21 protein-coding genes are annotated in these 25,268 nt (G+C 66.5%); 13 read left to right on the top strand and 8 right to left on the bottom strand.

Features of this window, described 5'->3' with window-relative positions; all coding sequences use genetic code 11:
* Positions 1-58: 58 nt before the first annotated feature.
* The 5 genes from ACP15K_RS15380 to ACP15K_RS15360 all read left to right on the top strand — a co-directional run bounded on the left by ACP15K_RS15380 (position 59) and on the right by ACP15K_RS15360 (position 6,005).
* Complete coding sequence (locus tag ACP15K_RS15380) at positions 59-1,498, top strand: FAD-linked oxidase C-terminal domain-containing protein (RefSeq protein ID WP_193141538.1); 1,440 nt, start codon at positions 59-61, stop codon at positions 1,496-1,498.
* The gene (gene glcE, locus ACP15K_RS15375; protein WP_424990903.1) at positions 1,491-2,672 is read left to right on the top strand and encodes a glycolate oxidase subunit GlcE; all 1,182 of its coding nucleotides are present in this window, start codon (positions 1,491-1,493) and stop codon (positions 2,670-2,672) included. The genes ACP15K_RS15380 and glcE overlap by 8 nt, the downstream gene beginning before the upstream one ends.
* An 11-nt stretch (positions 2,673-2,683) precedes the next feature.
* Complete coding sequence (gene glcF / locus ACP15K_RS15370) at positions 2,684-3,967, top strand: glycolate oxidase subunit GlcF (RefSeq protein ID WP_193141253.1); 1,284 nt, start codon at positions 2,684-2,686, stop codon at positions 3,965-3,967.
* A gap of 84 nt (positions 3,968-4,051) precedes the next feature.
* Complete coding sequence (locus ACP15K_RS15365) at positions 4,052-4,879, top strand: sulfite exporter TauE/SafE family protein (RefSeq protein WP_226925804.1); 828 nt, start codon at positions 4,052-4,054, stop codon at positions 4,877-4,879.
* 112 nt (positions 4,880-4,991) lie between these two features.
* Positions 4,992-6,005 (top strand): helix-turn-helix domain-containing protein, encoded by a 1,014-nt coding sequence (locus ACP15K_RS15360; RefSeq protein ID WP_424990902.1) that lies wholly within the window; start codon positions 4,992-4,994, stop codon positions 6,003-6,005.
* A 4-nt stretch (positions 6,006-6,009) separates the two neighbouring features.
* On the opposite strand, the gene nadC is transcribed toward ACP15K_RS15360, so the two are convergent.
* Genes nadC through nadA form a run of 3 tightly spaced genes read right to left on the bottom strand, consistent with a single transcriptional unit; the run spans position 6,010 to position 9,486 of the window.
* A complete protein-coding gene (gene nadC, locus ACP15K_RS15355; protein WP_424990901.1) occupies positions 6,010-6,864 on the bottom strand; it encodes a carboxylating nicotinate-nucleotide diphosphorylase in 855 nt (284 codons plus the stop codon).
* Entirely contained in the window at positions 6,861-8,432 is a 1,572-nt protein-coding gene (locus ACP15K_RS15350; RefSeq protein ID WP_424990900.1) for an L-aspartate oxidase, read from the bottom strand. Before ACP15K_RS15350 ends, nadC begins: the two co-directional genes overlap by 4 nt.
* Positions 8,433-8,439: 7 nt before the next feature.
* Positions 8,440-9,486, bottom strand: coding sequence for a quinolinate synthase NadA (gene nadA, locus ACP15K_RS15345; RefSeq protein WP_424990899.1), 1,047 nt, complete (start codon positions 9,484-9,486; stop codon positions 8,440-8,442).
* Positions 9,487-9,740: 254 nt separating this feature from the next.
* Between nadA and ACP15K_RS15340 the strand changes: the two genes are divergently transcribed.
* From ACP15K_RS15340 to ACP15K_RS15305, 8 genes are all read left to right on the top strand, one after another.
* On the top strand, positions 9,741-10,256 hold the full coding sequence (locus ACP15K_RS15340; protein ID WP_193141258.1) for a DUF2478 domain-containing protein: 516 nt from the start codon (positions 9,741-9,743) through the stop codon (positions 10,254-10,256).
* A 155-nt stretch (positions 10,257-10,411) separates the two neighbouring features.
* Entirely contained in the window at positions 10,412-10,969 is a 558-nt protein-coding gene (locus tag ACP15K_RS15335; RefSeq protein ID WP_193141259.1) for a cupin domain-containing protein, read from the top strand.
* Between the two features lie 14 nt (positions 10,970-10,983).
* On the top strand, positions 10,984-13,431 hold the full coding sequence (locus ACP15K_RS15330) for a GcvT family protein (protein ID WP_424990898.1): 2,448 nt from the start codon (positions 10,984-10,986) through the stop codon (positions 13,429-13,431).
* 17 nt (positions 13,432-13,448) lie between these two features.
* Positions 13,449-14,993: a trimethylamine methyltransferase family protein gene (locus tag ACP15K_RS15325; RefSeq protein ID WP_424990897.1), complete on the top strand. Its 1,545-nt coding sequence runs from the start codon at positions 13,449-13,451 to the stop codon at positions 14,991-14,993.
* Positions 14,994-15,009: 16 nt separating this feature from the next.
* Positions 15,010-17,454 carry a GcvT family protein gene (locus tag ACP15K_RS15320; RefSeq protein ID WP_424990896.1) on the top strand — a complete coding sequence of 815 codons (2,445 nt, stop codon included), beginning with the start codon at positions 15,010-15,012 and terminating at the stop codon, positions 17,452-17,454.
* 148 nt (positions 17,455-17,602) lie between these two features.
* Positions 17,603-18,061, top strand: a complete 459-nt coding sequence (locus ACP15K_RS15315; protein WP_193141263.1) for an acyl-CoA thioesterase — start codon at positions 17,603-17,605, stop codon at positions 18,059-18,061.
* A 96-nt stretch (positions 18,062-18,157) separates the two neighbouring features.
* The gene (locus ACP15K_RS15310; protein ID WP_424990895.1) at positions 18,158-19,441 is read left to right on the top strand and encodes a cation:proton antiporter; all 1,284 of its coding nucleotides are present in this window, start codon (positions 18,158-18,160) and stop codon (positions 19,439-19,441) included.
* Positions 19,438-21,054 carry a glutamate synthase-related protein gene (locus ACP15K_RS15305; protein ID WP_193141265.1) on the top strand — a complete coding sequence of 539 codons (1,617 nt, stop codon included), beginning with the start codon at positions 19,438-19,440 and terminating at the stop codon, positions 21,052-21,054. Before ACP15K_RS15310 ends, ACP15K_RS15305 begins: the two co-directional genes overlap by 4 nt.
* Here the strand turns inward: ACP15K_RS15305 and ACP15K_RS15300 are convergent.
* The 5 genes from ACP15K_RS15300 to ACP15K_RS15280 all read right to left on the bottom strand — a co-directional run bounded on the left by ACP15K_RS15300 (position 21,051) and on the right by ACP15K_RS15280 (position 25,265).
* Positions 21,051-22,781, bottom strand: coding sequence for a PHA/PHB synthase family protein (locus tag ACP15K_RS15300; protein WP_193141266.1), 1,731 nt, complete (start codon positions 22,779-22,781; stop codon positions 21,051-21,053). The two genes, ACP15K_RS15305 and ACP15K_RS15300, sit on opposite strands and share 4 nt — an antisense overlap.
* Before the next feature lie 132 nt (positions 22,782-22,913).
* Positions 22,914-23,120 carry a hypothetical protein gene (locus ACP15K_RS15295; RefSeq protein WP_193141267.1) on the bottom strand — a complete coding sequence of 69 codons (207 nt, stop codon included), beginning with the start codon at positions 23,118-23,120 and terminating at the stop codon, positions 22,914-22,916.
* Positions 23,117-23,872, bottom strand: a complete 756-nt coding sequence (locus ACP15K_RS15290) for a hypothetical protein (protein ID WP_424990894.1) — start codon at positions 23,870-23,872, stop codon at positions 23,117-23,119. Before ACP15K_RS15290 ends, ACP15K_RS15295 begins: the two co-directional genes overlap by 4 nt.
* A complete protein-coding gene (locus ACP15K_RS15285; RefSeq protein ID WP_424990893.1) occupies positions 23,869-24,909 on the bottom strand; it encodes a Rieske 2Fe-2S domain-containing protein in 1,041 nt (346 codons plus the stop codon). Before ACP15K_RS15285 ends, ACP15K_RS15290 begins: the two co-directional genes overlap by 4 nt.
* Positions 24,906-25,265 carry a hypothetical protein gene (locus ACP15K_RS15280; RefSeq protein ID WP_424990892.1) on the bottom strand — a complete coding sequence of 120 codons (360 nt, stop codon included), beginning with the start codon at positions 25,263-25,265 and terminating at the stop codon, positions 24,906-24,908. The genes ACP15K_RS15285 and ACP15K_RS15280 overlap by 4 nt, the downstream gene beginning before the upstream one ends.
* Positions 25,266-25,268: the final 3 nt, after the last annotated feature.

Here is a 25,268-nt window from a genome sequence, read left to right as displayed (position 1 = left end):
CGACGGGCGATAAAGGATCGCCAGGACGCAACAGCGGCAGGGAGGCCACATGTCCAGCATCCAGATGGCACCACCGGATCCCGGCGTACTTTCCCGCCGTGACCAGATCGTGGCCGAACTGTCCAAGGTGCTGCCGGCCGATGCGGTGATCTCGGACACCTTCGAAACGCTGGCCTATGAATGCGACGGGCTGTCGGCCTATCGCTGCCCGCCGCTGGCGGTGGTGCTGCCCCATGACACCGCGCAGGTCGCAGCCGTCATGGCCACCTGTCACCGGCTGGGCGTGCCGGTGGTGCCGCGCGGCTCGGGCACCTCGCTGTCGGGCGGCGCGCTGCCCACCGCAGACAGCGTCATCCTGGGCACCGCACGGCTGAACGCGGTGTTGGAGACCGACTTTGACAACCGCTTCATCCGGGTGCAGACCGGCATCACCAATCTGGCGGTGACCGGTGCCGTCGAAGGCGACGGGTTCTTCTATGCGCCGGACCCCTCGTCGCAATTGGCCTGTGCCATTGCCGGCAACATCGCGATGAACTCGGGCGGGGCGCATTGCCTGAAGTACGGGGTGACCACCAACAACCTGCTGGGCGTGACCCTCGTGCTGGCCGATGGCGAGGTGGTCGAGATCGGCGGTCCGGCCCCGGATGCGCCGGGGCTGGATCTGCTGGGGGTGATCTGCGGCTCGGAGGGCCAGCTTGGCGTGGTGACCGAGGCGACGCTGCGCATCCTGCCCAAGCCTGAGGGCGCGCGCCCGGTGATGATCGGCTTCGACAGCGCCGAGGTTGCCGGGCAATGCGTGGCCGATATCATCCGCTCGGGCGTGCTGCCGGTGGCCATCGAATACATGGATCGCCCCTGTATCGAGGTGGTCGAGAACTTCGCGCGGGCCGGATATCCGCTGTGCGAGGCGTTGCTGATCGTCGAGGTCGAAGGCTCCGACGCCGAGATCGCCGACCAGTTGGCCCGCATCACCGCCATCGCCAACCGCCTGAACCCGGTCGAGATGCGCGTCAGCGAAAGTGCTGCCGAAAGCGCGCTGATCTGGAAGGGGCGCAAGTCGGCCTTCGGGGCGATGGGGCAGATCAACGACTACATGTGCCTGGACGGGACGGTGCCGGTTTCGGCCTTGCCCGCCACGCTGAAACGCATTGCCGAGCTGAGCGCCGAACATGGGCTGAAAGTCGCCAATGTCTTTCACGCGGGCGACGGCAACATGCATCCGCTGATCCTGTTCGACGCCAACACGCCGGGCGACCTGGAGCGCGCCGAGGCCTTCGGGTTCGACATCCTGCGTGCCTGCGTGGATGCGGGCGGCTGTCTGACGGGCGAGCATGGCGTGGGCATCGAAAAGCGCGATCTGATGACCTATCAATTCAGTGCCGAGGATCTGGAGGCGCAGATGCAGGTCAAGGATGTGTTCGACCCGGCCTGGAAGCTGAACCCCACCAAGGTGTTCCCGCTGGACCTGAGCGCCGCCCGGAGGGCCGCCCATGACTGACCTTGACGTAACGGATGCGCCGATGACGGTCTTTGCCGCCCCTGCCGACGAAGCGGCGGTTCAGGCTGCAGTGGCCAAGGCTCATGCGAACCAGCAACCGCTGCGGCTGCGTGCGGGCGGTAGCAAGCAGGCACTTGGCCAGCCGGTGCCGCAGGCCGCGCTGCTGGACCTGTCCGGGCTGACCGGCATCACCCGCTATGAACCCGGCGCGCTGGTGATCGAGGCGAAAGCGGCGACGCCACTGGCCGAAATCGAGGCGGCGCTGGCCGAGCATGGCCAGATGCTGGCCTTCGAGCCGCCGGATTTCCGCGCGCTTCTGGGCAGCAGCAGCGCACCGACCATCGGCGGCACCGTGGCGGGCAACCTGTCCGGCCCGCGTCGGGTGCAGGGCGGTGCTTGCCGCGACTACCTGCTGGGCGTGCGCTTCGTGGACGGGCAGGGGCAATTGGTGCGCAACGGTGGCCGGGTGATGAAGAACGTCACCGGGCTGGACCTGTCCAAACTTCAATGCGGTGCTTTTGGCACGCTGGGGGTGCTGACCGAAGTCGCGCTGAAGGTGCTGCCCCGGCCTGAGGCCCGCGCAACCCTGGCGTTCGAAGGCATCACGCTGGAGCAGGGCGTCAAGCTGTTCGCACAGGCGCTGACCACCCCGTTCGAAGTGTCGGGCGCGGCCTGGGTCGAAGGCACCGCTTATCTGCGGATCGAGGGACTGACGGCGCAGGTCGCCTATCGCCGGGATCGGTTGTCGGCGCTTCTGGCCGACCATGACCCCATGAACACGGATGATCCGGCCGCGCCGTGGCCCGCCATCCGCGACTGCGCCGGTTTCGCCGATCACGACGGCCCGGTCTGGCGCCTGTCCCTGAAACCCAGCCTTGCCCCCGGCATTCTTGCCGCGCTGTCTGACCGTCTGGGCGCGCGCGGCATGGCCGATCAGGGCGGCGCGGTGCTGTGGCTGGCGCTGCCGGACGCGGACCCGGGACAGGCCACAGCCATTCGCGCCGCGATCCCGTCGGGGCAGGGCCACGCCACGCTGTTCCGCGGCCCCGAGCCCTTGCGCGCCGCCGTCCCCGTCTTCCAGCCCCAGGCACAACGGCTGGAGCGTATCGCCGCCGATCTGCGCGCGCGGTTCGACCCCGCCGGCATTCTGAACCCCGGCCTCATGCAGGCCTGAGCAGGACACACATGCAAACCAGTTTCACCGAAGACCAGCTGCGCGATGCGGGCACGGCCCGCGCCAATGAAATCCTGCGCGCCTGCGTGCATTGCGGGTTCTGCACCGCCACCTGCCCGACCTATCAGGTGCTGGGGGACGAGTTGGACAGCCCGCGCGGTCGCATCTACCTGATGAAGGAAATGCTGGAAACCGGCCGCACCCCCGATGCCAAGACGGTCAAGCATATCGACCGCTGCCTGAGTTGCCTCAGCTGCATGACCACCTGCCCCTCGGGGGTGCACTACATGCATCTGGTCGACCATGCTCGCGCCTATATCGAGGAACACTACAAGCGGCCCTGGCACGACCGCGCCCTGCGCTGGATGCTGGCCCGCATCCTGCCCCATCCGGGGCGGTTCCGACTGGCGCTGCTGGGGGCAAAGATCGCGCGGCCCTTCAAGGGGCTGATGCCCGATGCGCGCCTGAAGGCGATGCTCGAGATGGCCCCGCGCCAGATCCCGCCGGTCAGCCGCAACGACGATCCGCAGGTGTTTGCCGCCACCGGCCCGCGCCGGATGCGGGTGGCGCTGATGACCGGCTGCGCGCAGAAGGCGCTGAACACCGAGATCAATGACGCCACCATCCGCCTGCTGACCCGCCACGGCTGCGAGGTTGTGGTGGCGCGCGGCGCGGGCTGTTGCGGGGCGCTGACCCATCACATGGGCAAACAGGGCGAAAGCCACGCCTCGGCCGCCGCCAATATTCGCGCCTGGAGTGCCGAGATCGCAGGCGCCGGCCTGGATGCCATCGTCATCAATACCTCGGGCTGCGGCACCACGGTGAAGGACTATGGCGCCATGTTCGAAGGCGATCCGCTGGAAAGCGACGCCGCCCGCGTGGCCGGGCTGGCCCGCGATGTCTCCGAGGTGATGGAAACGCTGGGCCTGTCCGATCCGCACCACGCCGCCCCCCTGCGCATCGCCTATCACGCCGCCTGTTCGCTGCAGCACGGCCAGCAGATCAAGGACGCCCCGAAATCCCTGCTGAAAGACGCGGGCTTCACGGTGGTGGAACCGCGCGACGCCCATCTGTGCTGCGGCTCGGCCGGCACCTACAACCTGTTGCAGCCTGAAATCTCGGGCCAGTTGAAGGCGCGCAAGCTGGACACGCTGGCGGCCACCGCGCCGCAGGCGATTGCGGCGGGCAATATCGGTTGCATGATGCAGATCGGATCCGGCACCGAGGTGCCGGTGGTGCACACGGTGCAGCTTCTGGACTGGGCCACGGGCGGCCCGAAACCGGCAGAGCTGTAGCCGCAGCCCCGCTTCCCGCTTTCTCTTTTCGCCGGCCTGTGCTTGGAAGGCACATCGCGCGCGCCGCTTCTCAGGAGATCCCCCATGGCCTTCGACCCGATGCTCATCGTCTATGCCGGCCTGCTGGTCCTGACCGGCGCCGTGGCCGGGATCATGGCCGGGTTGCTGGGCGTCGGCGGCGGCATCGTCATCGTGCCGGTGCTGTTCCTGCTGTCGGATGCGTTGAACATTTCGCCCGACATCGCCATGCATCTGGCGGTTGGCACCTCGCTGGCGACGATCATCCCGACGTCAATCTCCTCGGCCCGGTCGCACAACCGCAAGGGCGCCATCGACTGGGACCTGCTGCGCGGCTGGGCGCCCTTCGTCTTTGTCGGCGCGGGCATCGGCGGGCTGCTGGCGAAGGTGTTTTCCAGCCTCGTGCTGACCGGGATTTTCGGCTGTGTCGCACTGATCGTGGCCCTCAACATGATCAAGCCCAAGCAGATCATCGTGGCGCAACAGCCGCCGACCTCGGTCGCTGGGCGCGGGGTGCTGGCCACGCTCATCGGCGGGTTTTCGGCACTGATGGGCATCGGCGGCGGCACATTGTCGGTGCCGATCCTGACGCTGTTTTCCTTCCCGGTACATCGCGCCGTTGGCACGGCCTCGGCCTTTGGGCTGGTGATCGCGGTGCCGGCGGTGCTGGGCTTCATCTGGGCCGGTTGGGGGGTCGAAGGGCGGCCGCCCTGGTCGCTGGGCTATGTCAGCCTGCCCGCCGCGGTCCTGATCTTTTCAACCAGCATCTTCGCCGCGCCGCAGGGCGCACGTCTGGCCCATTGGCTGAGCCCGGCAAAACTGCGGTTTGCCTTTGCCGTCTTCCTTGGGCTGACAGCACTGCGGATGCTCAGCGCCGTGTTCAGCGGCGGCTAACGCAACAATGTCCTTGAAACTCTGAAAAACCCGGCGTTTTATGAAACTTCCCGGGCTGATTTTCTTGGTTTGCGGAAATTTGTTCCGATGCGGAGACACGGGAGGGGCGATCATGGCGCAGGCAGAGAGATACCGGTTTGCCAGGAACACGTCACTGATGTGCGCCAATCTTGGGGTGGATCCGGTCCGGGTCCTGCGCCGCGCGGGGCTGTCGCCGGATCTTTTGCAAAACGAAGGCCGCGGATTGCTCTTGCCCGAGTATTTTCGGGTCTGGGACGCCATGATGGCCGAAGCGCATACCCCCGAAGCCGCCGTCAACCTGTCGCTCGCGCTGGCCCATGGGCATTTTTCATCGCGGATCTTCGCGTTTTCGCGCGCCCCGTCTGTGGCGGCAGGAATAGAACGGCTGGGCATGTATTTTCCCATCCTCTGGCCGACCTATCTGATTGCGGACCGGGTCAGCGATGGGCTCCAGATTGATATCCGTTCCAAGGATCCGCGCCATCCCATACCCGGGACGATGCGCGCCTTCGTCTTGTTTTTCCTGGTGGGACTGGTGCGGCGCTATACCTCCGAGGAACTGGTGCCGCAGCGCGCTGGCCTGGCGACCTACGCAGGGGATGTCCAGCGGGTCGAGGCCATCTTGCGGTGCAGATTGCACGATACCGACGATTTCCTGTTGGAGTTCTCGGGCTGGGATGCAGACAGGCCGCTCATCGCCGTGGCTTCGGAAACCTCGGAAATCTGGGAAGGCTTCCCCCCCAACCTGCGTCCGGCACCGGATGCCGAGGCGCGGCTGTTGCCCATCGGAGAGCGGGTGCGATCGGCGCTGCTGGAGCTTCTGCCGGGCGGCCAGTCGGGCGTAGGGGCTGTCAGCGAACGCATGAACATGAGCAAGCGCACGCTGCAACGCCACCTGTCGGCAAACGGCCTGCAGTTTCAGGAAATCCTGACTGAAACCCGCAAGGATCTGGCCTTGCACTATCTGCGCGACCGCGGACTGCTGGTCGAAGAGGTCGCGCTTTTGCTGGCCTTCAACGACGCCAATGCCTTCTACCGCGCCTTTCGCGGCTGGACCGGGATGACCCCGGCCGCGGCCCGGCGGCCGGTGACGCAAACCGTCTGAACGTTCAGAAATCCAGCCCGATATCGACGTTGGTGACCGAATGGGTCAGCGCGCCCACCGAGATAAAGTCCACCCCCGTCGCCGCCACCTCGGCGATGCGGTCCAGCCGCATGTTGCCCGAAGCCTCGGTGATGATCTGTCCGGCCGCACGGCGCACGGCTTTGGTCAGGGTGGGCGTGTCCATGTTGTCCAGAAGCACCACGTCGGCACCGCCATGGGCCAGCGCCTGATCCAGTTGATCCAGCGTGTCGACCTCGATCTCGACGCGCATCATGTGCGAGGCATGGTCGCGCGCGGCCTCCAGCACGGCCTCAATACTCCCGGCGGCGGCGATGTGGTTGTCCTTGATCAGGATGGCATCCGACAGGCCGTAGCGATGGTTCGACCCGCCGCCATGCAGCACTGCCAGTTTTTCCACCGCCCGCAGTCCCGGCGTCGTCTTGCGGGTGCAGGTGATGCGGGCCCTGGTGCCCTTGGTCTTGGCCACGAAGGCCGCCGTCTGCGTGGCGATGCCCATCAGGCGGCCCATGAAGTTCAGGCCCACCCGCTCCGCCGACAGGATCGAGGCCGCATCGCCCGAGACCTCAAGCAGCACATCGCCGGGGGCACAGCGGGCACCATCGGTCACGCGCGGGGTGACGATCAACTCGGGATCAATCAGCCGAAAGGCAATGCGCGCCAGCGCCAGCCCCGACACCACACCGGCCTGCCGCGCCACGATGCGCGCGTCATAGCGGGTGCCGGGCGCGATCACCGCACGGGTGGTGACATCGCCGAACGCGCCAAGGTCTTCTTCAAGCGCAGTGCGCACCAGCGGTTCCAGAACCAGATCGGGCAGGGTGGCGAAGGCGAGGCTCATGCCGTGTCCTTTGCAAGGGCGCGGGTCAGGGCCCGCGCATCGTTCAGGGTCAGAAAGCTGCGCTGTGCCAGCGCCGGGTCGGCTTCGGGGAAATCCGTGCGCGCATGGCTGCCACGGGTTTCTGTGCGCAGCAAGGCGGCGGCGGCAATCAGGCTGGCGGTGGCGGTCATGTTGACCACATCGGGCACCTCGGCCTGTGCCGCCTCCAGCTCAGCAATCCGGGTCAGCGCCTGTTGCAGACCGCCACCGGTGCGCAACACGCCAACATGGCGCGACATGGTTTCGCGCAGATCGGTGATCGCCTGCGGATCGGGGGCCGGGGCCGGGCCGGTTTCGGGCAAGGCCACCTCGGCGGCATGGGAAACCGGCGTCAGTTCCGTGCCCAGATCGCCCGCGATGGTGGCGGCAAAGACCAGCGCCTCGAGCAACCCGTTCGAAGCCAGCCGGTTGGCGCCATGCAGGCCGGTGGCCGCCGCCTCGCCGCAGACCCAAAGACCGTCAAGGCTGGCGCGGCCGTGCGCATCCGTGGCGACACCGCCCATGTGATAATGCGCCGCCGGGGTGACCGGGATCGGCTGGGTCAACGGATCGATCCCGGCGCGGGCGCAGGCGGCGGCCACGGCCGGGAAACGCTCGGGCAGGGCCGCGCCGATGGCGTCGCGAGTATCCAGCGCCGGGCGATTGCCCGCCTGCACCTCGGCAAAGACCGCGCGGGCGACCACATCACGCGGGGCCAGTTCGGCTTCGGGATGGGCATCGATCATGAAGCGCGCGCCATGCCGGTTGACCAGCACCGCGCCTTCACCGCGCAGCGCTTCGGTCGCCAGCGGCACCGGATCCTCGCCGCTGTCGATGGCGGTGGGATGGAACTGCACGAACTCCATATCCGCCATCCGCGCCCCGGCGCGCGCCGCCAGCCCCATGACCTGCCCCCGGATCGGCGCGGGGTTGGTGGTGCGCGCATAAAGCCCGCCCGAGCCGCCGCCGGCCAGCAGCACCGCAGGCCCCTCCAGCGCGACGGGCATGCAGCGCGAGGGGCTGACCTGCATGACCTCGACGCCTGAGACGCGGCTGCCTTCGGTCACCAGCCCGGTGGCCAGAACCCCGGTCAGCACCTGGATCGACGGGGTGGCGCGGACGCGGGCGATCAGCGCTTCCATGATCGCCTTGCCGGCCTGATCGCCCTGCACCCGCACAACGCGGGCCAGCGAATGCGCGGCCTCGCGGCTGAGCACATAGCCGCCCTGGCGGTCGCGGTCGAAAGGGGTGCCCAGATCGGTCAGCGCGTGGATATGGGCGCGGGCGGCCTCGGTCACCAGTGCTGCGATCGCCGGATCGACAGTCCCGGCCCCGGCACGAATGGTGTCATCGGCATGCAGGGTGGGGCTGTCGGCCACCGCCATGGCCGCGGCGACACCGCCCTGCGCCCAGGCCGAACTGGCGCCAAAGCCCAGCGGCTCGGGCGTCAGCAGGACGACCGGGCGGGGGGCCAGGCACAGGGCGGCGTAAAGCGCCCCCAGACCGGCCCCGACAATGATGATCCGGTCGGTAAGGACCCGGTGGCGCATGACCCGATCAGCCTTGCAGCTTGCGGCTCAGGTCGATCATCCGCTCGACGGCGCGGCGGGCGCCGTCGGCGACGGCGGGATCGACGGTCACCTCGGGGCTCATGGTGTGCAGCGACCACAGCACCTTTTCCAGCGTGATCTTCTTCATGTAGGGGCACATGTTGCAGGGCTTGGCGAAGTCCACGTCCGGAAGTTCGTCCGCGATGTTGCTGGCCATCGAGCATTCGGTCACCAGCATGGCGCGCGCCGGTTTCTCGGCATGCACCCAGTCGATGATCCCCTTGGTCGAGCCGGTATAGTCGGCCTCGGCCACAACCTCGGGCGTGCATTCGGGATGGGCGATGATCTTCAGGCCCGGCATGTTCTCGCGGTAGGCGCGCAGGTCTTCGGGGGTATACAACTCGTGCACGATGCACGACCCGTCCCAGAACACCACGTTCTTGCTGCTTTCATTGGCCACGTTCTGCGCCAGGTACTTGTCGGGGGTCATGATGACCGTGTCGGACTCCATCGCCTCGACGATCTGCAAGGCGTTGGACGAGGTGCAGCAGATGTCCGAGGCCGCTTTCACCTCGGCGGTGGTGTTCACGTAGGACACCACCGGCGCGCCGGGATACTTGGCGCGCATCTGGGCGATACCTTCGGCGGTGATGCTTTCGGCCAGCGAACAGCCCGCTTGCGGATCGGGGATCAGCACCGTCTTGGAGGGGTTCAGCACCTTCGAGGTCTCGGCCATGAAATGTACGCCGCACTGCACGATCACCGGGGCTTCGACCTCGGTCGCCTTGATCGCCAGTTGCAGACTGTCGCCGACGAAATCGGCGACGCCGTGGTAAATCTCGGGCGTCATGTAGTTGTGCCCCAGGATGACCGCGTTGCGTTCCTTCTTCAGGCGGTTGATCTCGGCCACATAGGGCGCATGGATCGCCCACTCGGGCGGCGAGATCACGCGCGAGGTGCGCGCGTAGATCTCTTCGGTCGCGGCGGCCTTTTCAAGCGAAGGGGCAAGGTCGTAGTGCCGGGACAATTCGGCGGTGATCTGGCTTGTCTGCACGGACGGTGGTCTCCGGAAGCGTGGACAGGGGTGCCGGAAAGGCACGGATCGGGTCAGTCTCTTGCGCGGGCTTTGGCGCAACAAAATGTCGTGCTGGCCCCATGGTAGATCGGAAGGCGTTTGCATAGCCAGAAAGAGGCCAAAGGTAAACAGGGGATGACACGGTGCGGCCAAGCCGTGGCATCGGGACAGCGGGGCGGCGCCCCCAAGTTTAGCCCATTGCCGCAAGGCCTTCTGCTGCCTATGTTTCGGGCATGAAGATCGCCTATATCTCCTCTGCCGACCGGGGCGGCACCGACCGCCTGCTGGAACAGTTTTCCGTGCATCTGCAAGCCCAAGGCGCGCGACTGTGCGGGATTGTCCAGACCAACACAGATTGCGGCCCCGGCCCCTGCGACATGGATGTGCGCGTCTTGCCCGACGGGCCGATTATCCGCATATCTCAAAGCCTTGGCCCACAGGCGCGGGGCTGCCGGCTGGACACCTCGGCATTGGAACACTCGGTTGCAGCAACCGAAAACAGCTTCGATGCGGGCGCCGATCTGCTGATCCTGAACAAGTTCGGCAAGCATGAAGCCGACGGGCGCGGCTTTCGCACCATGATCGCGCGCGCCATTTCCGAGGATGTGCCGGTTCTGCTGGCGGTCAACGGGCTGAACTTGCCCGCGTTCGAAGCCTTTACCGACGGGATGGCCCGGCGGGTTGATGCCGATCTTGAGGCGCTGACGGTCTGGTTCGAAAGCCTCGGCGCGACCGACGAAGTGGCGTAGCCCCGCGCCGGGGCCACGCGATTCCCTTCTGACACAACCAACACCCGGCCAGATCGCGCCGGTCCATGGCCGTTGTGCCTCACCCGGTTCAAAGTTCCATTTGACAGGCCGTGAAAAATGTCGTGAATTTTTCATATCGTTTTTCAGGAGTCGCCATGCTGAAACGTCCTACCCTCGGCGCTGACCTGCGCGCCCTGCGCAAGACGCGGGGGCTGACCCTGACCGAACTGGCAAGCCGCATCGGCAAATCCGTCGGCTGGCTGAGCCAGGTGGAGCGCGATCTCACCCGCCCCGCGACCGGGGATCTGGAATGCATCGCCGATCGGCTGGGCGTGCCGCTGTCGCTGCTGACCGGCCCCGCGCCCCATGCCCCTGATGAACATGGCCGCATCGTGCGCGCCAGCGGGCGGCGTCGCATCGGCCCCATGGGGGGCGGTTTGAGCGAGGAACTGCTGTCTCCCGATCTGACCGACAGCTTCGAGATGATCCGCTCGACCTTCGCGCCGGGCAGCACCTCGGACGGTACCCTGCGCCGCGAAACCCAAGAGGTCGGGTTCATGATCTCGGGGCAACTGGCGCTCTGGATCGACGGCCACACCTTCACGGTCGGTCCCGGCGACAGCTTCCGCATCCGGCATCAGCCCTTCCGCTGGTCCAATCCTTTCGATGATCCAGCCGTCGCGGTCTGGGTCATCTCTCCTCCGGTCTATTGAAGAAAGGCGACGCCATGGCAGATCTTCCCGCAAAAGCCCGCGTGGTCATTATCGGTGGCGGTGTGGTCGGTGCTTCCTGCCTGTATCACCTTGCCAAGCGCGGCTGGTCTGATTGCGTGCTGCTGGAGAAGAACGAACTGACGGCGGGCTCGACCTGGCACGCGGCGGGCAATGTGCCGACGTTTTCGAATTCCTGGTCGATCATGAACATGCAGCGCTATTCGACCGAGCTGTATGCCCGGCTGGGGGCCGAGGTCGACTATCCGATGAACTATCATCAAAGCGGCTCGATCCGGCTGGCCCATACGCCCGAGCGGATGCAGGAGTTTCAGCGCGCCTGTGCCATGGGCCGTTATCAGGGCATTGCCATGGAGATCTGGACGCCCGAAGAGGCCAAGGCGCGCTATCCGTTTCTGGAAACCCACGATCTGAAGGGGGTTCTGTACGACCCGACCGACGGCGACATCGACCCCGCGCAGGTGACGCAGGCGCTGGCCAAGGGCGCGCGGCAGATGGGGGCGCGGATCCACCGCTTCTGCCCCGCCACCGGCGTGACCCAGCGGCCCGACACCGGCTGGATCGTGCACACCGATCAGGGCAATATCGCCTGCGACTACGTGGTGAATGCCGCCGGGTATTATGCGCAGCGGGTCGGTGACTGGTTCCTGCCCTATGGCGGACGCCGGGTGCCGATGATGGTGATGAGCCACCAGTACCTGCTGACCGACGAGGTGCCCGAAGTCGAAGCCTGGTCCAAGGCCCATGGTGGCAAGCTGCCGCTGCTGCGCGACGTGGATGTGTCCTACTACCTGCGGCAGGAAAAGCACGGCTTCAACCTTGGCCCGTATGAGCCGAACTGCCGAGCGCATTGGGTTGAGGATGATGATCCGATGCCCGAGGATTTCAGCTTCCAGCTCTGGTCTGACGATCTGGACCGGATCGAGGATATCGTGGTCGATGCCATGGCGCGGGTGCCGCTGATGGCCAGCGCGGGCGTGTCGCGCGTCATCAACGGGCCGATCCCCTATGCGCCGGACGGATTGCCGCTGATCGGCCCGATGCCCGGTGTCAGGAACGCTTTCGAAGCCTGCGTGTTCACCTTCGGCATCGCCCAGGGTGGCGGCGCGGGCAAGGTGCTGTCGGAATGGATCGTCGATGGCCGCACCGAATGGGACATGTGGTCCTGCGATCCGCGCCGCTTCACCGATTACACCGATCCTGACTATTGCGTGCAAAAGGGGATGGAAGTTTACGGCAACGAATACGCCATCCACTTCCCGCACCACGAATGGCCTGCGGCGCGGGATCGCAAGCTGTCGCCGAACCACGCCCGGATGGTCGCCGAGGGCGGACAGATGGGCGTCTACAACGGGTGGGAGCGCGCGAATTGGTTCGCCCGGCCCGGCGATGACACCTCACAAGCCGCGACCAAGACCTGGGCACGGAACGGCCCGTGGGAACCTCGGGTCCGCGAAGAATGCGAGGCTGTCCGCGACGGCGTCGGGGTGATCGACCTGTGCGGGTTCTCGCGCTTCAGCCTGTCGGGCGCGGGTGCGGCGGATAGGCTGCGCGGACGCATCACCGGGGCGCTGCCGAAAGTCGGGCGGCTCAACCTGATCTATTTCGCCGACGACCGGGGCCGGATCGTGACCGAGATGTCCTGCATCCGGCGGGCTGAGGACGACTTCCTACTGATGACCGCCGCCGTTGCGCAATGGCATGATTTCGAACTGCTGTGGCGCGCGCTGCCCGAAGGGCTGGTGCTGCGTGATCTGTCTGCCGAGACGACGACGATGCTGGTGACCGGTCCACAATCGCGCGATCTGTTGGGACGGATCGCCGAGGCCGACCTGTCGCAGGGCTGGCTGACCCATCAGGCTGCGCGTGTGGCGGGGCAGGACTGCCTGCTGGTGCGGGTCTCTTTCGCCGGGGAACTGGGCTGGGAGGTGCATTGCCCCATGTCCGGTGGGGCGGCGATTTACAATTCGCTGAGGGATGAAGGCGCCACGCCGGTCGGGATGTATGCACTCAACTGCCTGCGGATCGAAAAAGGCTATCGCAGCTGGAAGGGCGATCTGTCGTCAGACTATTCGATGCTTGAGGTTGGGCTGGGCCGCTTCGTCAAGCTGGACAAACCGCAGGACTTTCCCGGCAAGCAGGCCTTGCAGGCCGAACACCAACGCGGGGCCGCGAAGGCCTTTGTCACGCTGGTGGTCGATGCCGGGGACTGTGACGCGCCTTACATGTCCTGCATCTGGAAGGACGGGCAGATCGTGGGCGAAACCACCTCTGCCACCTACGGCTACCGGGTTGGCGCCGCGATCTCGCTTGGCATGGTGCGCCGCGACAACGCCGTGCCGGGGACAGAGCTGGAGGTCGAGATTTTCGGAATGCGGCACAAGGCGCAGGTGCAACCGGATGGCCCGTTGTGGGATCCGGACAACACCCGCCTGCGGGCCTGACGGTGGCGGCGCGCGGGATGGCTGACCCCACAAGAAAGCGGCGCGGCGGTGGGCGCGCGGCAAGGCTGTCGGCGCGTGCGGCGCCGCTGCCTGCGGACCTGCGCCCGGTGCGGCCAGGGCTGGACGGCGGGCGCTACAAGGTGCTGGACGATGCCGATGTTCTTCGCATCCACAGCGCTGCGCTGGACGCGCTGGAACAGATCGGTCTGGCCAATGCCCCCGCCTCGGGGGTTGATCTTCTGACCAGAGCCGGGGCCGTTCTGGGCCCCGATGGCCGCCTGCGGTTTCCCCGCGCACTGGTCGAAGACATGCTGGCCTGCGCGGCCAAGGCGGTGGTCCTGCCGGGGCGGGATCCGGCCTTTGATCTGGACGTCTCCGGCAACCGCGTGCATTTCGGCACCGCCGGGGCTGCGGTGCATGTGGTGGACCCGGTCACGCTGGACTACCGCGAAAGCACGACGCAGGATCTCTATGACGCCGCGCGTCTGGTACAGGCGCTGGACAACGTGCATTTCTTCCAGCGGCCCATGGTGTGCCGGGACATCACCGACAATTTTGAACTGGATACCAACACCATCTATGCGGCCTGCGCCGGCACCACCAAGCACATCGGCACCAGTTTCGTGGGCCCCGAAAACCTGCCCGGCTGTCTGGAGCTGCTGCACCTGATCGCGGGCGGCGAGGCCGCCTTTCGGGCGCGGCCCTTCGTGTCGAACACCAACTGCTTCGTGGTGCCGCCGATGACCTTCGCCACCGAAAGCTGCGAGGTGATGGAAATCTGCGTTCGCGCCGGGATGCCGGTGCTGCTGCTGTCCGCCGGGCAGGCCGGGGCCACGGCGCCGGCGCCCATCGCGACCGCCGTGGTGCAGGCGGTGGCCGAATGTCTGGCCGGCGTTGTCTATGTCAACGCCATCTGTCCCGGCGCACCGGCGATCTTCGGCACCTGGCCTTTCGTGTCGGACCTGCGCACCGGAGCCATGTCCGGCGGATCGGGCGAGCAGGCACTGCTGACCGCCGCGTGCGCCCAGATGCACAAGTTCTATGGCCTGCCGGGCGGGGCGGCGGCGGGCATTGCCGACGCCAAGCTGCCCGACATGCAGGCCGGGTGGGAGCAGGCGATCTCGAACACCATGGCGGGCTTGTCGGGGCTGAACATGGTCTACGAGGCCGTCGGCATGCATGCCTCGCTGCTGGGGTTCTGCATGGAAAGCCTGGTTCTGGGCAACGATCTGCTGGGGCAGGTTCTGCGCTGTGTGCGCGGCATCGAGGTTACCGACGACACCGTCAGCATCGACGTCATGAAAGCCGTCTGCCTGGGCGGGCCGGGGCATTATTTGGGGCAGGATCAGACCCTGAAACTGATGCAAAGCGAATACGTCTACCCCGACGTGGCCAACCGCATGAGCCCCAAGGAATGGGTCGAGGCCGGGCAGCCGCAACTGCTGGATCAGGCCCGCGCCCGCAAGGAGGCGATCCTGGCCAGTGCGCCGCATCACCTGTCCCCCGATCTCGAGACCCGCCTGAAATCTCGCTTCAACCTTGTGACCCTGTCCCACAACTGACGGAGGCCGTCGCCGCATGTCGCTGCCCACCCAAGCCCGCGTTGTCATCATCGGAGGCGGCGTCATCGGCTGCTCCGTCGCCTATCACCTGGCCAAGCAGGGCTGGACCGACGTGGTTCTGCTGGAGCGCAAGCAGCTGACCAGCGGCACCACATGGCATGCCGCCGGGCTGATCGCGCAATTGCGGGCCACGCGCAACATGACTCGGCTGGCGAAATACTCACAAGAGCTCTATGGCGCGCTGGAAGCCGAGACCGGCGTCGCCACCGGCTTTCGCCGCTGCGGCTCGATCACCGTCGCCCTGACCGACGAACGCCGGGAAGAGATCCTGCGGCAGGCCTCGATGGCGCGGGCCTTCGGGGTGGAGGTCGAGGAAATCTCACCGGGCGAGGTGGCAGATCGCTATCCGCATCTGAACATCGACGGTGTCACGGCCGGGGTCTGGCTGCCCCGCGACGGGCAGGGCGATCCGGCCAATATCGCGCTGGCGCTGGCCAGGGGCGCGCGCCAGATGGGCGCGCGGGTGGCCGAACGGATCAAAGTGACCGGCGTGGCGCGCGATGGCCGCCGTGTCTCCGGCGTGGATTGGGTTGGGGAAGACGGCACCAACGGCCATATCGCCTGTGACCATGTCGTGAACTGCTCCGGGATGTGGGGCCATCAGGTGGGCCGGATGCTGGGCACCAATGTGCCGCTGCACGCCTGCGAGCATTTCTACATCGTCACCGAAAGCATCCCCGGCCTGACCAGCCTGCCGGTGCTGCGGGTGCCCGATGAATGCGCCTATTACAAGGAAGACGCGGGCAAGATCCTGCTGGGCGCTTTCGAGCCGCTGGCCAAGCCCTGGGCCATGGACGGCATCCCCGAAAGCTTCGAGTTCGACCAGCTGCCCGAGGATTTCGACCATTTCGAGCCGATCCTCGAAGCCGCCGTGAACCGCATGCCGATGCTGGCCGAGGCGGGCATTCACACGTTCTTCAACGGTCCCGAAAGCTTCACGCCGGACGACGCCTATCACCTTGGGCTTGCCCCCGAGATGGACAATGTCTGGGTCGCCGCCGGGTTCAACTCCATCGGCATCCAGTCGGCGGGCGGGGCGGGCATGGCGCTGGCACAATGGATGGAGGCGGGCGAAAAACCCTTCGATCTGGGCGACGTGGATATTGCCCGGATGCAGCCGTTTCAGGGCAACCGGCACTATCTGTTCGAACGGTCGAAGGAAACGCTCGGCCTGCTTTATGCCGACCATTTCCCCTATCGCCAGAAAGCCACGGCGCGCGGTATCCGCCGCACACCGTTCCATCACCATTTGCAGGAGCTCGGCGCGGTCTTCGGCGAACTGGCCGGGTGGGAGCGCGCCAACTGGTTCGCCCGCGACGGGCAGGCGCGCGCCTATGACTATTCGTGGCAGCGGCAGAACTGGTTCGACAATGCCGCCACCGAGCATCAAGCCGTGCGCGAGAACGTCGGGCTGTACGACATGTCCTCCTTCGGCAAGATCCGGGTCGAAGGCCCGGAGGCCGAGGCTTTCCTGAACCATGTGGGCGGTGGCGATGTCGCGGGCCCCGTGGGCAAGATCACCTACACCCAATTCCTGAACCCCGCCGGTGGGATCGAGGCGGATGTGACCATCACCCGCCTGTCGGAAACCGCCTTTCTGGTTGTGACGCCCGCCGCCACACGGTTGGCCGACCAGGCATGGCTGGCCCGGCACCGGGGTGACTTCCGCGTCACCCTGACCGACATGACCGCCGCCGAAGGCGTGCTGGCGGTGATGGGACCGTTGTCGCGGGAACTGCTGCAACGGGTCTCGCCCAATGATTTCACCAACGCGGTCAACCCGTTCGGCACCGCGCAAGAGATCGAACTGGGCATGGGTCTGGCCCGCGCCCATCGGGTCAGCTTTGTCGGAGAGCTTGGCTGGGAGATCTACGTCTCGGCCGATATGGCGGGCCACGCCTTCGAAACCCTGTGGGAGGCCGGGCAGGAACTGAACCTGAAACTGTGCGGGATGCACATGATGGACAGTTGCCGGATGGAGAAAGGCTTTCGCCACTTCGGCCATGACATCACCTGCGAGGATCACGTGCTGGAGGCCGGGTTGGGCTTTGCCGTGAAGACCGACAAGCCCGATTTCATCGGCCGCGACGCGGTGCTGCGCAAGCGCGAGACCGGGCTGCAGAACCGGCTGGTGCAGTTCAAGCTGACCGATCCCGAACCGATGCTCTACCATGCCGAGCCGATCCTGCGCGACGGCGCGGTCGTGGGGCATCTGACCTCGGGCGCCTATGGCCATCATTTGGGCGCGGCGATGGCCATGGGCTATGTGCCCTGCGCCGGAGAAAGCGCGGCGCAGGTGCTGGCCTCGACCTATGAGATCGAGGTTGCGGGCGTGCGCGTCAGGGCCGAAGCCAGCCTTGCGCCCTTCTACGACCCCAAGGGCGCCCGCCTGCGCGGCTGAGCCGGGACGTGGCGCCAGCTCCACAGCCAGCTTGCGCCACTGCCGGTTTACGGCAATGCTGATGTCAATGGGGCGGGGCCGCCGCCCCCTGATTTCAGGCATTTGGCGTGGCTTTCTCGCGCCGGGTTCGGAAAGGAGGCAATCGGGCATGAGCGACAAACAGGGCCCCGCGACGCGGGATCGGTTCCGGGTCTTTCGCCCGCTTCAGACCCGCTGGATGGATACGGACGTCTACGGCCATGTGAACAACGTCATCCACTATTCGTTGTTCGACACGGCGGTGAACGGCTGGCTGATGGAGGAAGGCCTGCTGAACCCGCGCACCTCGGACAGTTACGGGCTGGTGGTCGAAACCGGCTGCCGCTATTTCGCCGAACTGCGCTTTCCCGACCTCGTGACCGCCGGGTTGCGGATCGGCAAGCTGGGCAACAGCTCGGTCCGGTTCGAGATCGGATTGTTTGCCAATGACGATCTGACGGCCGCGGCCGAGGGCTTTTTCGTCCATGTCTACGTGCGCCGCGACACCCATCGCCCCACCGCCATCGACGGCCAGCGCCGCGCGGCCTTCGAAGCCCTGATGGACCACACGGGAAAACCACCGGGGTGATCGCGCATCGTTCAGCCATTGTGACTGAGCGAAGTCGCCCATTGACGGTATCGTCGCCGATACACCCGGTGTGAGCGCCGGAAGGAAGGAACCGGGATGGGATTGATCCTGCTGTGCTTGGTCACCGCCGCCTACTGCATGTTCGGCAAGCGGCTGGAACAGACGATGGTGACCGGCCCGATGATCTTCATCGCGCTTGGCGTCGTGCTGAACCAGGCCGGGCTGTACGATGCGGTCTATGGCGAAGAGGCGCTGCATGTGGTGGCCGAACTGGCCCTGATCCTGCTGCTGTTTCTGGATGCCGCCCAGACCAACCTGCGGGTTCTGGCCCGCAGCCACCAATGGCCCGTACGGATGCTGCTGCTGGGACTGCCGCTGGCCTGGCTGCTGGGGGCCGGGGCCATTCACCTGATCCTGCCCGACTGGCCGCTGATCTTCGCGCTGCTGATGGCCGCCATCCTGACGCCCACGGACGCGGCCCTGGGGCAGGCGGTGGTGTCGAACCCCGACGTGCCCGAACGTCCGCGCCGGGCGCTGACCGTGGAAAGTGGGCTGAACGATGGTCTGGCGCTGCCGCTGATCCTGCTGCTGGCCTCGATCGCGGGATCGATCGTCACCCACGACGCCCGCGATTGGGCCGTCTTCGGGCTGAAACAACTGACCCTTGGGCCGCTGGCGGGCATCGCGATCGGCTGGCTGGGCGGGCGGGTGCTGATCTGGGCCAAGAACACCCATGCGACATCGAAAGCCTATGAGGGTATCGGCGCCATCGCCCTGGCCACCGGCACCTACCTTCTGGCCGATCTGATCGGCGGCAACGGTTTCATCGCGGCCTTCACCGGCGGGCTGGTCTTTGGCCATGTGGTCAAGGATCGGTGCCACTTCGTCTATGAATTCACCGAGAACGAAGGCCAGATGCTGGCCTGGGGTGCGTTCTTCCTGCTGGGGGTCACGCTGGTGCCCGATGCGTTGCCGCATCTGGGGCTGGGGGAACTGGCGGTGATCCTGGCCAGCCTGTTCATCACCCGGCCGCTGGCGATCTGGCTGTCGCTGGCAGGCACCGATGCCGCGCCCATGACCAAGGTCTTTTTCGGCTGGTTCGGCCCGCGCGGGCTGGCCACGGCGCTGTTTGCCTTTACGGTGATGCCCGATATCGGCGCGGAATGGGGCGAACGGATCCTGTACCTGGCCATCAACACGGTCTGGATCAGCGCGCTTCTGCACGGGCTGACCGCCGTGCCCGCCGCCCGCGCCTATGCCGCGCGCCTGTCGGAACTGACGCCCAAGGCCGAACTGGCGCCGATCAAGGCCTCGGCCAAGCCGCTGCGCACCCGAAACCTGCCACCCCGAAACGCCCCTCGCTCAGGAGATGACCCATGAAGAAGATCCAGATTGCCCGTTTCGACGACCTGCCTGACCGCGACCCGCAATATGCGCTGGTCGGAGAGGTCGATCTGGTAGTGGTGCGCTTTGATGACGAGGTCTCGGTCTTCTATGGCCGCTGCCTGCATCGCGGCGCGCTGATGTCGGACGGGTTCGTGCGCGGGCGCAACCTGATCTGCGGCGTGCACGACTGGGACTACCGGCTGGACACCGGCGTGTCGGAATACGCCAACGAGGAAAAACTGCCGAAGTTCACCTGCTGGATCGAAGCCGGCAATATCGTCGTCGATGAAGACGAGATCCTGGCCTGGCAGCAGGACAATCCCCAGCCGTTCAACCGCGATGCCTACCTGGGGCTTTACGCCGACACCTCGCACGGCACCGAGGAAGAACCCTATGCCGGGCTGATCCAGTCCTACGCCCGCAGTGGCCTGAAACGGACCGGCCACCACGGCGCGGTGGACGCCATGGGCGTGCCGCGCACGCAGCTGCCGGACTGGGACGACATCCAGATACTGACGGCGCAGTTGCACCGCGCGCCGTTGCTGGATGACGACGCCGTCGGCACCGAGGTGGTGATCGGCCCGAACTGTGCAAAACCCCTGACACTGAAGATCCCGCTGTTCGTGTCGGACATGAGCTTTGGCGCCCTGTCGGAACCGGCGAAACTGTCGCTGGCGCGCGGCGCGGAACTGGCGGGCACCGGGATCTGCTCGGGAGAGGGCGGCATGCTGCCCGAAGAGCAGCAGATGAACTCGCGCTATTTCTACGAACTGGCCTCGGCCCGCTTCGGGTTCGACTGGGACAAGCTGGCGCGTGTGCAGGCGTTCCACTTCAAGGGCGGACAGGGTGCCAAGACCGGTACCGGCGGCCATCTGCCCGGCAAGAAGGTGGTGGGCAAGATCGCCGAGGTTCGGGGGCTGGAAGAAGGCACCGACGCGATTTCGCCGCCGCGCTTTCCGGATTGGACGGAACCTAGCCAGATCAAGGAATTCGCCGACGAAGTTCGCGCACGCACCGGGGGCATTCCCATCGGCTACAAGCTCAGCGCCCAGCACATCGAGAAGGACATCGACGCGGCGCTTGAGGTGGGCGTGGACTATATCATCCTGGACGGGCGTGGCGGCGGCACCGGGGCGGCGCCGATCCTGTTCCGCGACAATATCTCGGTGCCGACGATCCCGGCGCTGGCCCGTGCGCGGCGACATCTGGATGTGCTGGGCCGGTCCGATGTGACGTTGGTCATCACCGGCGGGCTGCGCAAGCCGGCGGATTTCATCAAGGCACTGGCGCTTGGCGCCGATGCGGTGGCGCTGTCGAACTCGGCCATGCAGGCCATCGGCTGCATCGCCATGCGCGCCTGCCACACCAACAACTGCCCGGTCGGCATCGCCACCCAGAAGCCCGAACTGGTCAACCGGCTGGTGGTCGAGAAATCCGCCCGGCGGCTGGCCAATTTCTTCGAGGCCGCCACCGAACTGATGCAGGTCATGGCCCGCGCCTGCGGTCACGATCACCTGTCGAAGTTCAACGCCGACGACCTGACCACCTGGAAGCGCGAGATGTCGGATCTGACCGGCATCCCCAATGGCGGGCTCGGCCGGCCCTAGCGCTGCAGCACATAGCTGCCCGGGGCGGGCATCAGCGGGGACAGACCCTCGGCGCGGTTGCCCATGGGCGGCGGCGCCACCTGTTCGGGCGCGGATTTTTCGGCCAGCCATTTGGCCCAGGCCGTCCACCATGATCCGTCGATTTGCGGATGCCGTTCCTGCCAGGTGTCGGGGTCCCTGTAGCGTTGACCGACCGGGCGGTATCCCTGACGGTAGTGCCGATGCGGCGTGCCCGGCACGCTGAGGATGCCGCCGTTGTGGCCGCCGCTGGTCAGCACGAAGGACAGGTCGGACTCGGTGAACAGCGTGGCCTTGTAGACCGACCGCCACGGCGCGATGTGATCCTTCTCGGTGCCGACCACGAAGAAGGGTGCTGTGATGTCGCGCAGGGCGATGATCCGCCCCTCGACCGCGAAGCGCCCTGCGGTCAGCCGGTTTTCCAGAAACAGTCCGCGCAGGTATTCCGCGTGCATCCGGTAGGGCATCCGCGTGGCGTCGGCGTTCCACGCCGAGATGTCGAATTCATGCTCTTCCTCGCCCAGGAAGTACCGGCGCACGGCGCGGGTCCAGACCAGGTCTTGCGCCCGCAGCATCTGGAAGGCGCCGGCCATCTGCGTCTGGTCCAGCACGCCCTGATCCCACATCATGTCCTCAAGAAAGGCGACCTGGCTTTCGTCCAGGAACATCATCAGTTCGCCCGCTTCCGAAAAGTCGGTCTGTGCGGCGAGCAGCGTGATCGAGGCCAGCCGGTCATCGCCTTCGCGCGCCATGGTGGCCGCCGCGATAGACAGGATGGTGCCGCCCAGACAGTAGCCGCAGGCGTGCACACGCGCTGACCCGTTGATCTTGCCGACCACATCCAGCGCCGCCATGACCCCCATCCGGCGATAATCCTCCAGCCCCAGATCGCGATCCTCGGGCGTCGGGTTGCGCCACGAGATGCAAAAGACCGTGAAGCCCTGCGCCACCAGCCAGCCGATCAGCGAATTCGTCTGACTGAGATCGAGGATGTAGTATTTCATGATCCATGCAGGCACGATCAGGATCGGCTCGGCATGGACCCGTTCGGTTTGCGGACTGTATTGCAGCAATTCGATCAGGTGGTTGCGGAACACCACCTCGCCGGGGGTGACGGCCAGGTTGCGGCCGACCTGAAACGCCTCGGACCGGGCTGGTCGCGCCCCGCGCATCTGCGCGGTCATGTCATCCAGAACGTTTTGCATCCCCTTGACGAGGTTGGTGCCGCCGGTGTCGCGGGTGCGATGCAGGATCTCGGGGTTCAGCATCGGAGAGTTCGACGGCGAGATCATGTCCAGCACCTGCCGGGCCATGAAGTTGACCCGGTCGGTGCTGCGCGGCCGCATCCCGCGAATGCCCGAGGTCGCATGGTTCCACCAATCCTCTTGTGACAGGTACCAGTTCTTCCAGATGCGATAGGGATAGTCGTTCCACGCCGGATCCCGGAACCGGTGATCGCCGGGGGCGGGGGTGAACCCCGCGTCCAGCCCGGCGCTGGCCATCATCGCCCGCGTGGTGTTCCGGATCGCCCGTTCGGTCAGATCCCAGCGGCGGCCCGGAGCATAGGCAAGATGTGCGGCCCAGTCCGCCCAGGCCGCGCGCGCGGCGTTCGGAGATATCCCCCGCGTGATCCGCGCGGCGGCGGCCCGGGTGGCACGATCCAGCGTGTCATGGGGGTGGGGATCGGCGGTGGCATTGGGGTCGGACATCACAAGTATCCTTGGCAATCGGGGGCGGCCCACGGACGGGTGTCCGGCCGGGGCAGACTGACCTTAGCAGTCCCGGCAAAAGCTATGGATGATGTGTGTCAAATCCACGGCCTCCGCCATGGAAACAGGCTGTCATCGCCCCAGTTTCGACCACAGCGCCTTGATCCGCTCCAGCAGGCTGTCCAGCAGGCTGAGGGTCAGAACCGCGCCGGTCAGCAGGATGATATAGCGGTATTCCCACCAGAAACTGCCGCGCAGCAGGTCGATGTTCTCATAGGCCCACCAGATGCCGCCGCAGGCCGCAACGGTCAGCGCCGCACCAATCACCCGCCCGATCATGGTGCCACCTTCAGGGTTTGGGGATCGATGCGGAAAACGTGCAGAGTGCCGCGCCGTTCCACCCGGCCCTCGACCTCGACCAGAATGGCGGTGTGATCGAGGATCGCCTCGGTCACCGGACCGCCGTCCGCATCCGCCAGCAGAAAGAACTCGGCCCCGTCCACCTTGGCGGTCGAGACGAACACCGGCGGCACGCCTCCGATCAGGCACAGGTTGGCACAGGCCTTGTGCGCAAGGCCCCGACCCGGACGCATGGCCCCGGTCAGGCACTTGCCGTCGCAGATCTCGCCGGTGACGCGCCAGCGGCCCAGATCGACGGGGTCGGGCAGGGTGCCTGTGCCGTCCGCCGGTTTCAGGCCCTTGTCGCCACCGCCCAGTTGCATCCCCTTGATGTCGCCGCGCAGCAGGCGGCCGCCCGAAATCTCGACCACCGCGCCATCGACCAATGCCGCGCGGTCCTGCACGCCGCGCTTGCCCAAGCCGCTGAGCAGCACCGCGTCGCCGGGGGTGTAGCCCTCGCTTTCGATCACATGCACCACCGGATAGGGGTCGGCCTGCATCACGCCGATGGCACTGGCCCGCCCCCGGAACGCGCCATCGCCGGGATCGTCCTGTGTTGCCGCCACCATGTAGCCCGCCAGCCCCAGCAACAGGATCAGCCCCAGACCGATGCCGATCATCAGGTCGCGGAGGCTGGCCGGCGTCTTGGCCCAGCCGATGAAGAACGGATCGTCGTTTCCGGGGGTGCTCATGCCGGGTCTCCCACTGTCAACGGGTCCACCGCGGTGCCGGGCGGGTTGGCGCTGGCCGCAATCTCAATCACGCCGTCACGCAGGCGCAGGTTGTACGTCGGGACTTTCTCGGTAAAGGGCGCGGGCGAACAGCCGTCGCGCATCCGGTACTGGAACCCGTGCCACGGGCAGGTGACGCAGCCGTCGATGATGCGGCCTTCGCCCAGCGGCCCGCCCTGGTGGGCGCAGGCGTTGGACAGAGCCGAATAGGCGGCGCCATCGCGGAACACTGCCGCCCGGTCGCCGCCGGGCAGGCGGATGATCCGGGCACGCTGATCGGCGATGTCGCCGGGCGAACAGACAGCCACCCAATCGCCCTTGGCGCGGTGGCGGGTCGGCGCCCGCCACCACGCCGCCAGATGCAGGACCGAGACTGCCATCGCACCCGCCCCGAAGAAGATCGCGAAACCGGGGTTCTTCGCATCCTGCAAAGCCCCCAGCGCCACATGCGCCACCACCGCCAGATAGGCCGGATAGATCAGCAGGTGCAGCCGCTTCCAGACCGGCGCGCCCAGAAACGACAGCCAGAAATCGTGGCTGCTGGCGGCCAGCACCAGCAGGCACAGCAGCGCGAAGATGCCCAAAGCCTCGATCGGGAAGCCCAGAAGCTGCCCGTAAGAGGTGTTGGAGGCCAGCAGAGCCTCGATCTGCGGCGTCGGGGCGAAGGCGAAATACCAGTTCACCACATAGACCGCGTGGGTCAGGGCCACCGCCGCGGTCAGCACGCCGAAATGGCGGCGGTTGTAGAGCAGCGGCAGAAACCGCCGGTCCAGCCTTGCAAGCGGCCCGATGCACAGGATCAGGGTCAGCAGGAAAAACGCGCAGGAGCCGAAGGCCCGCATCCGCAAGATCGCCCCGTCCACCGGGCGTGTGGCGTCCGCCGCCCCGGCACCATAGCCCAGAAACAGGGTCAGATAGGCCATCACCGCGGCCAGCAGCAGCCCGTCGTAGACCCATTTGTTGCGGTTCCACTGGACCGGCACGAAACGCACGCTCATTGCGGGGCCTCCAGCAGGGTGGCGGGGCGTTCGACCGGCCCGTCCTGACGCAGCACCAGCGCCCCGAACAGCACAACCGGGATCAGCAGGGCCAGCATCAGCGTGGCCAGATCCTGCCCGCCGCGCGGCGGCAGATGCCGGGCGCAGGGATCGACCCGGCCCTTTTCCAGCCGCGCCCATCGCCACAGCACCAGCGGCCAAAGCAACACCGTGCCGGGCACCAGCATCGGGCGGACCAGCCAGCTGCCCCGCAGGTTGGGTTCCACCCGGTCAGCGCCCCACAGCAGGAACACCACGGCCACAAGCCCGCCAATGTAGAGATAAAACTGACCAATCAACAGGATATACGCCGCCACAGG

This window comes from Fluviibacterium sp. S390 (genome assembly GCF_049800695.1).
Taxonomy (GTDB): Bacteria; Pseudomonadota; Alphaproteobacteria; order Rhodobacterales; family Rhodobacteraceae; genus Meridianimarinicoccus.
Note: the sequence above shows the minus strand (reverse complement) of the source record. Positions and strands in the feature narration are given on the sequence as shown.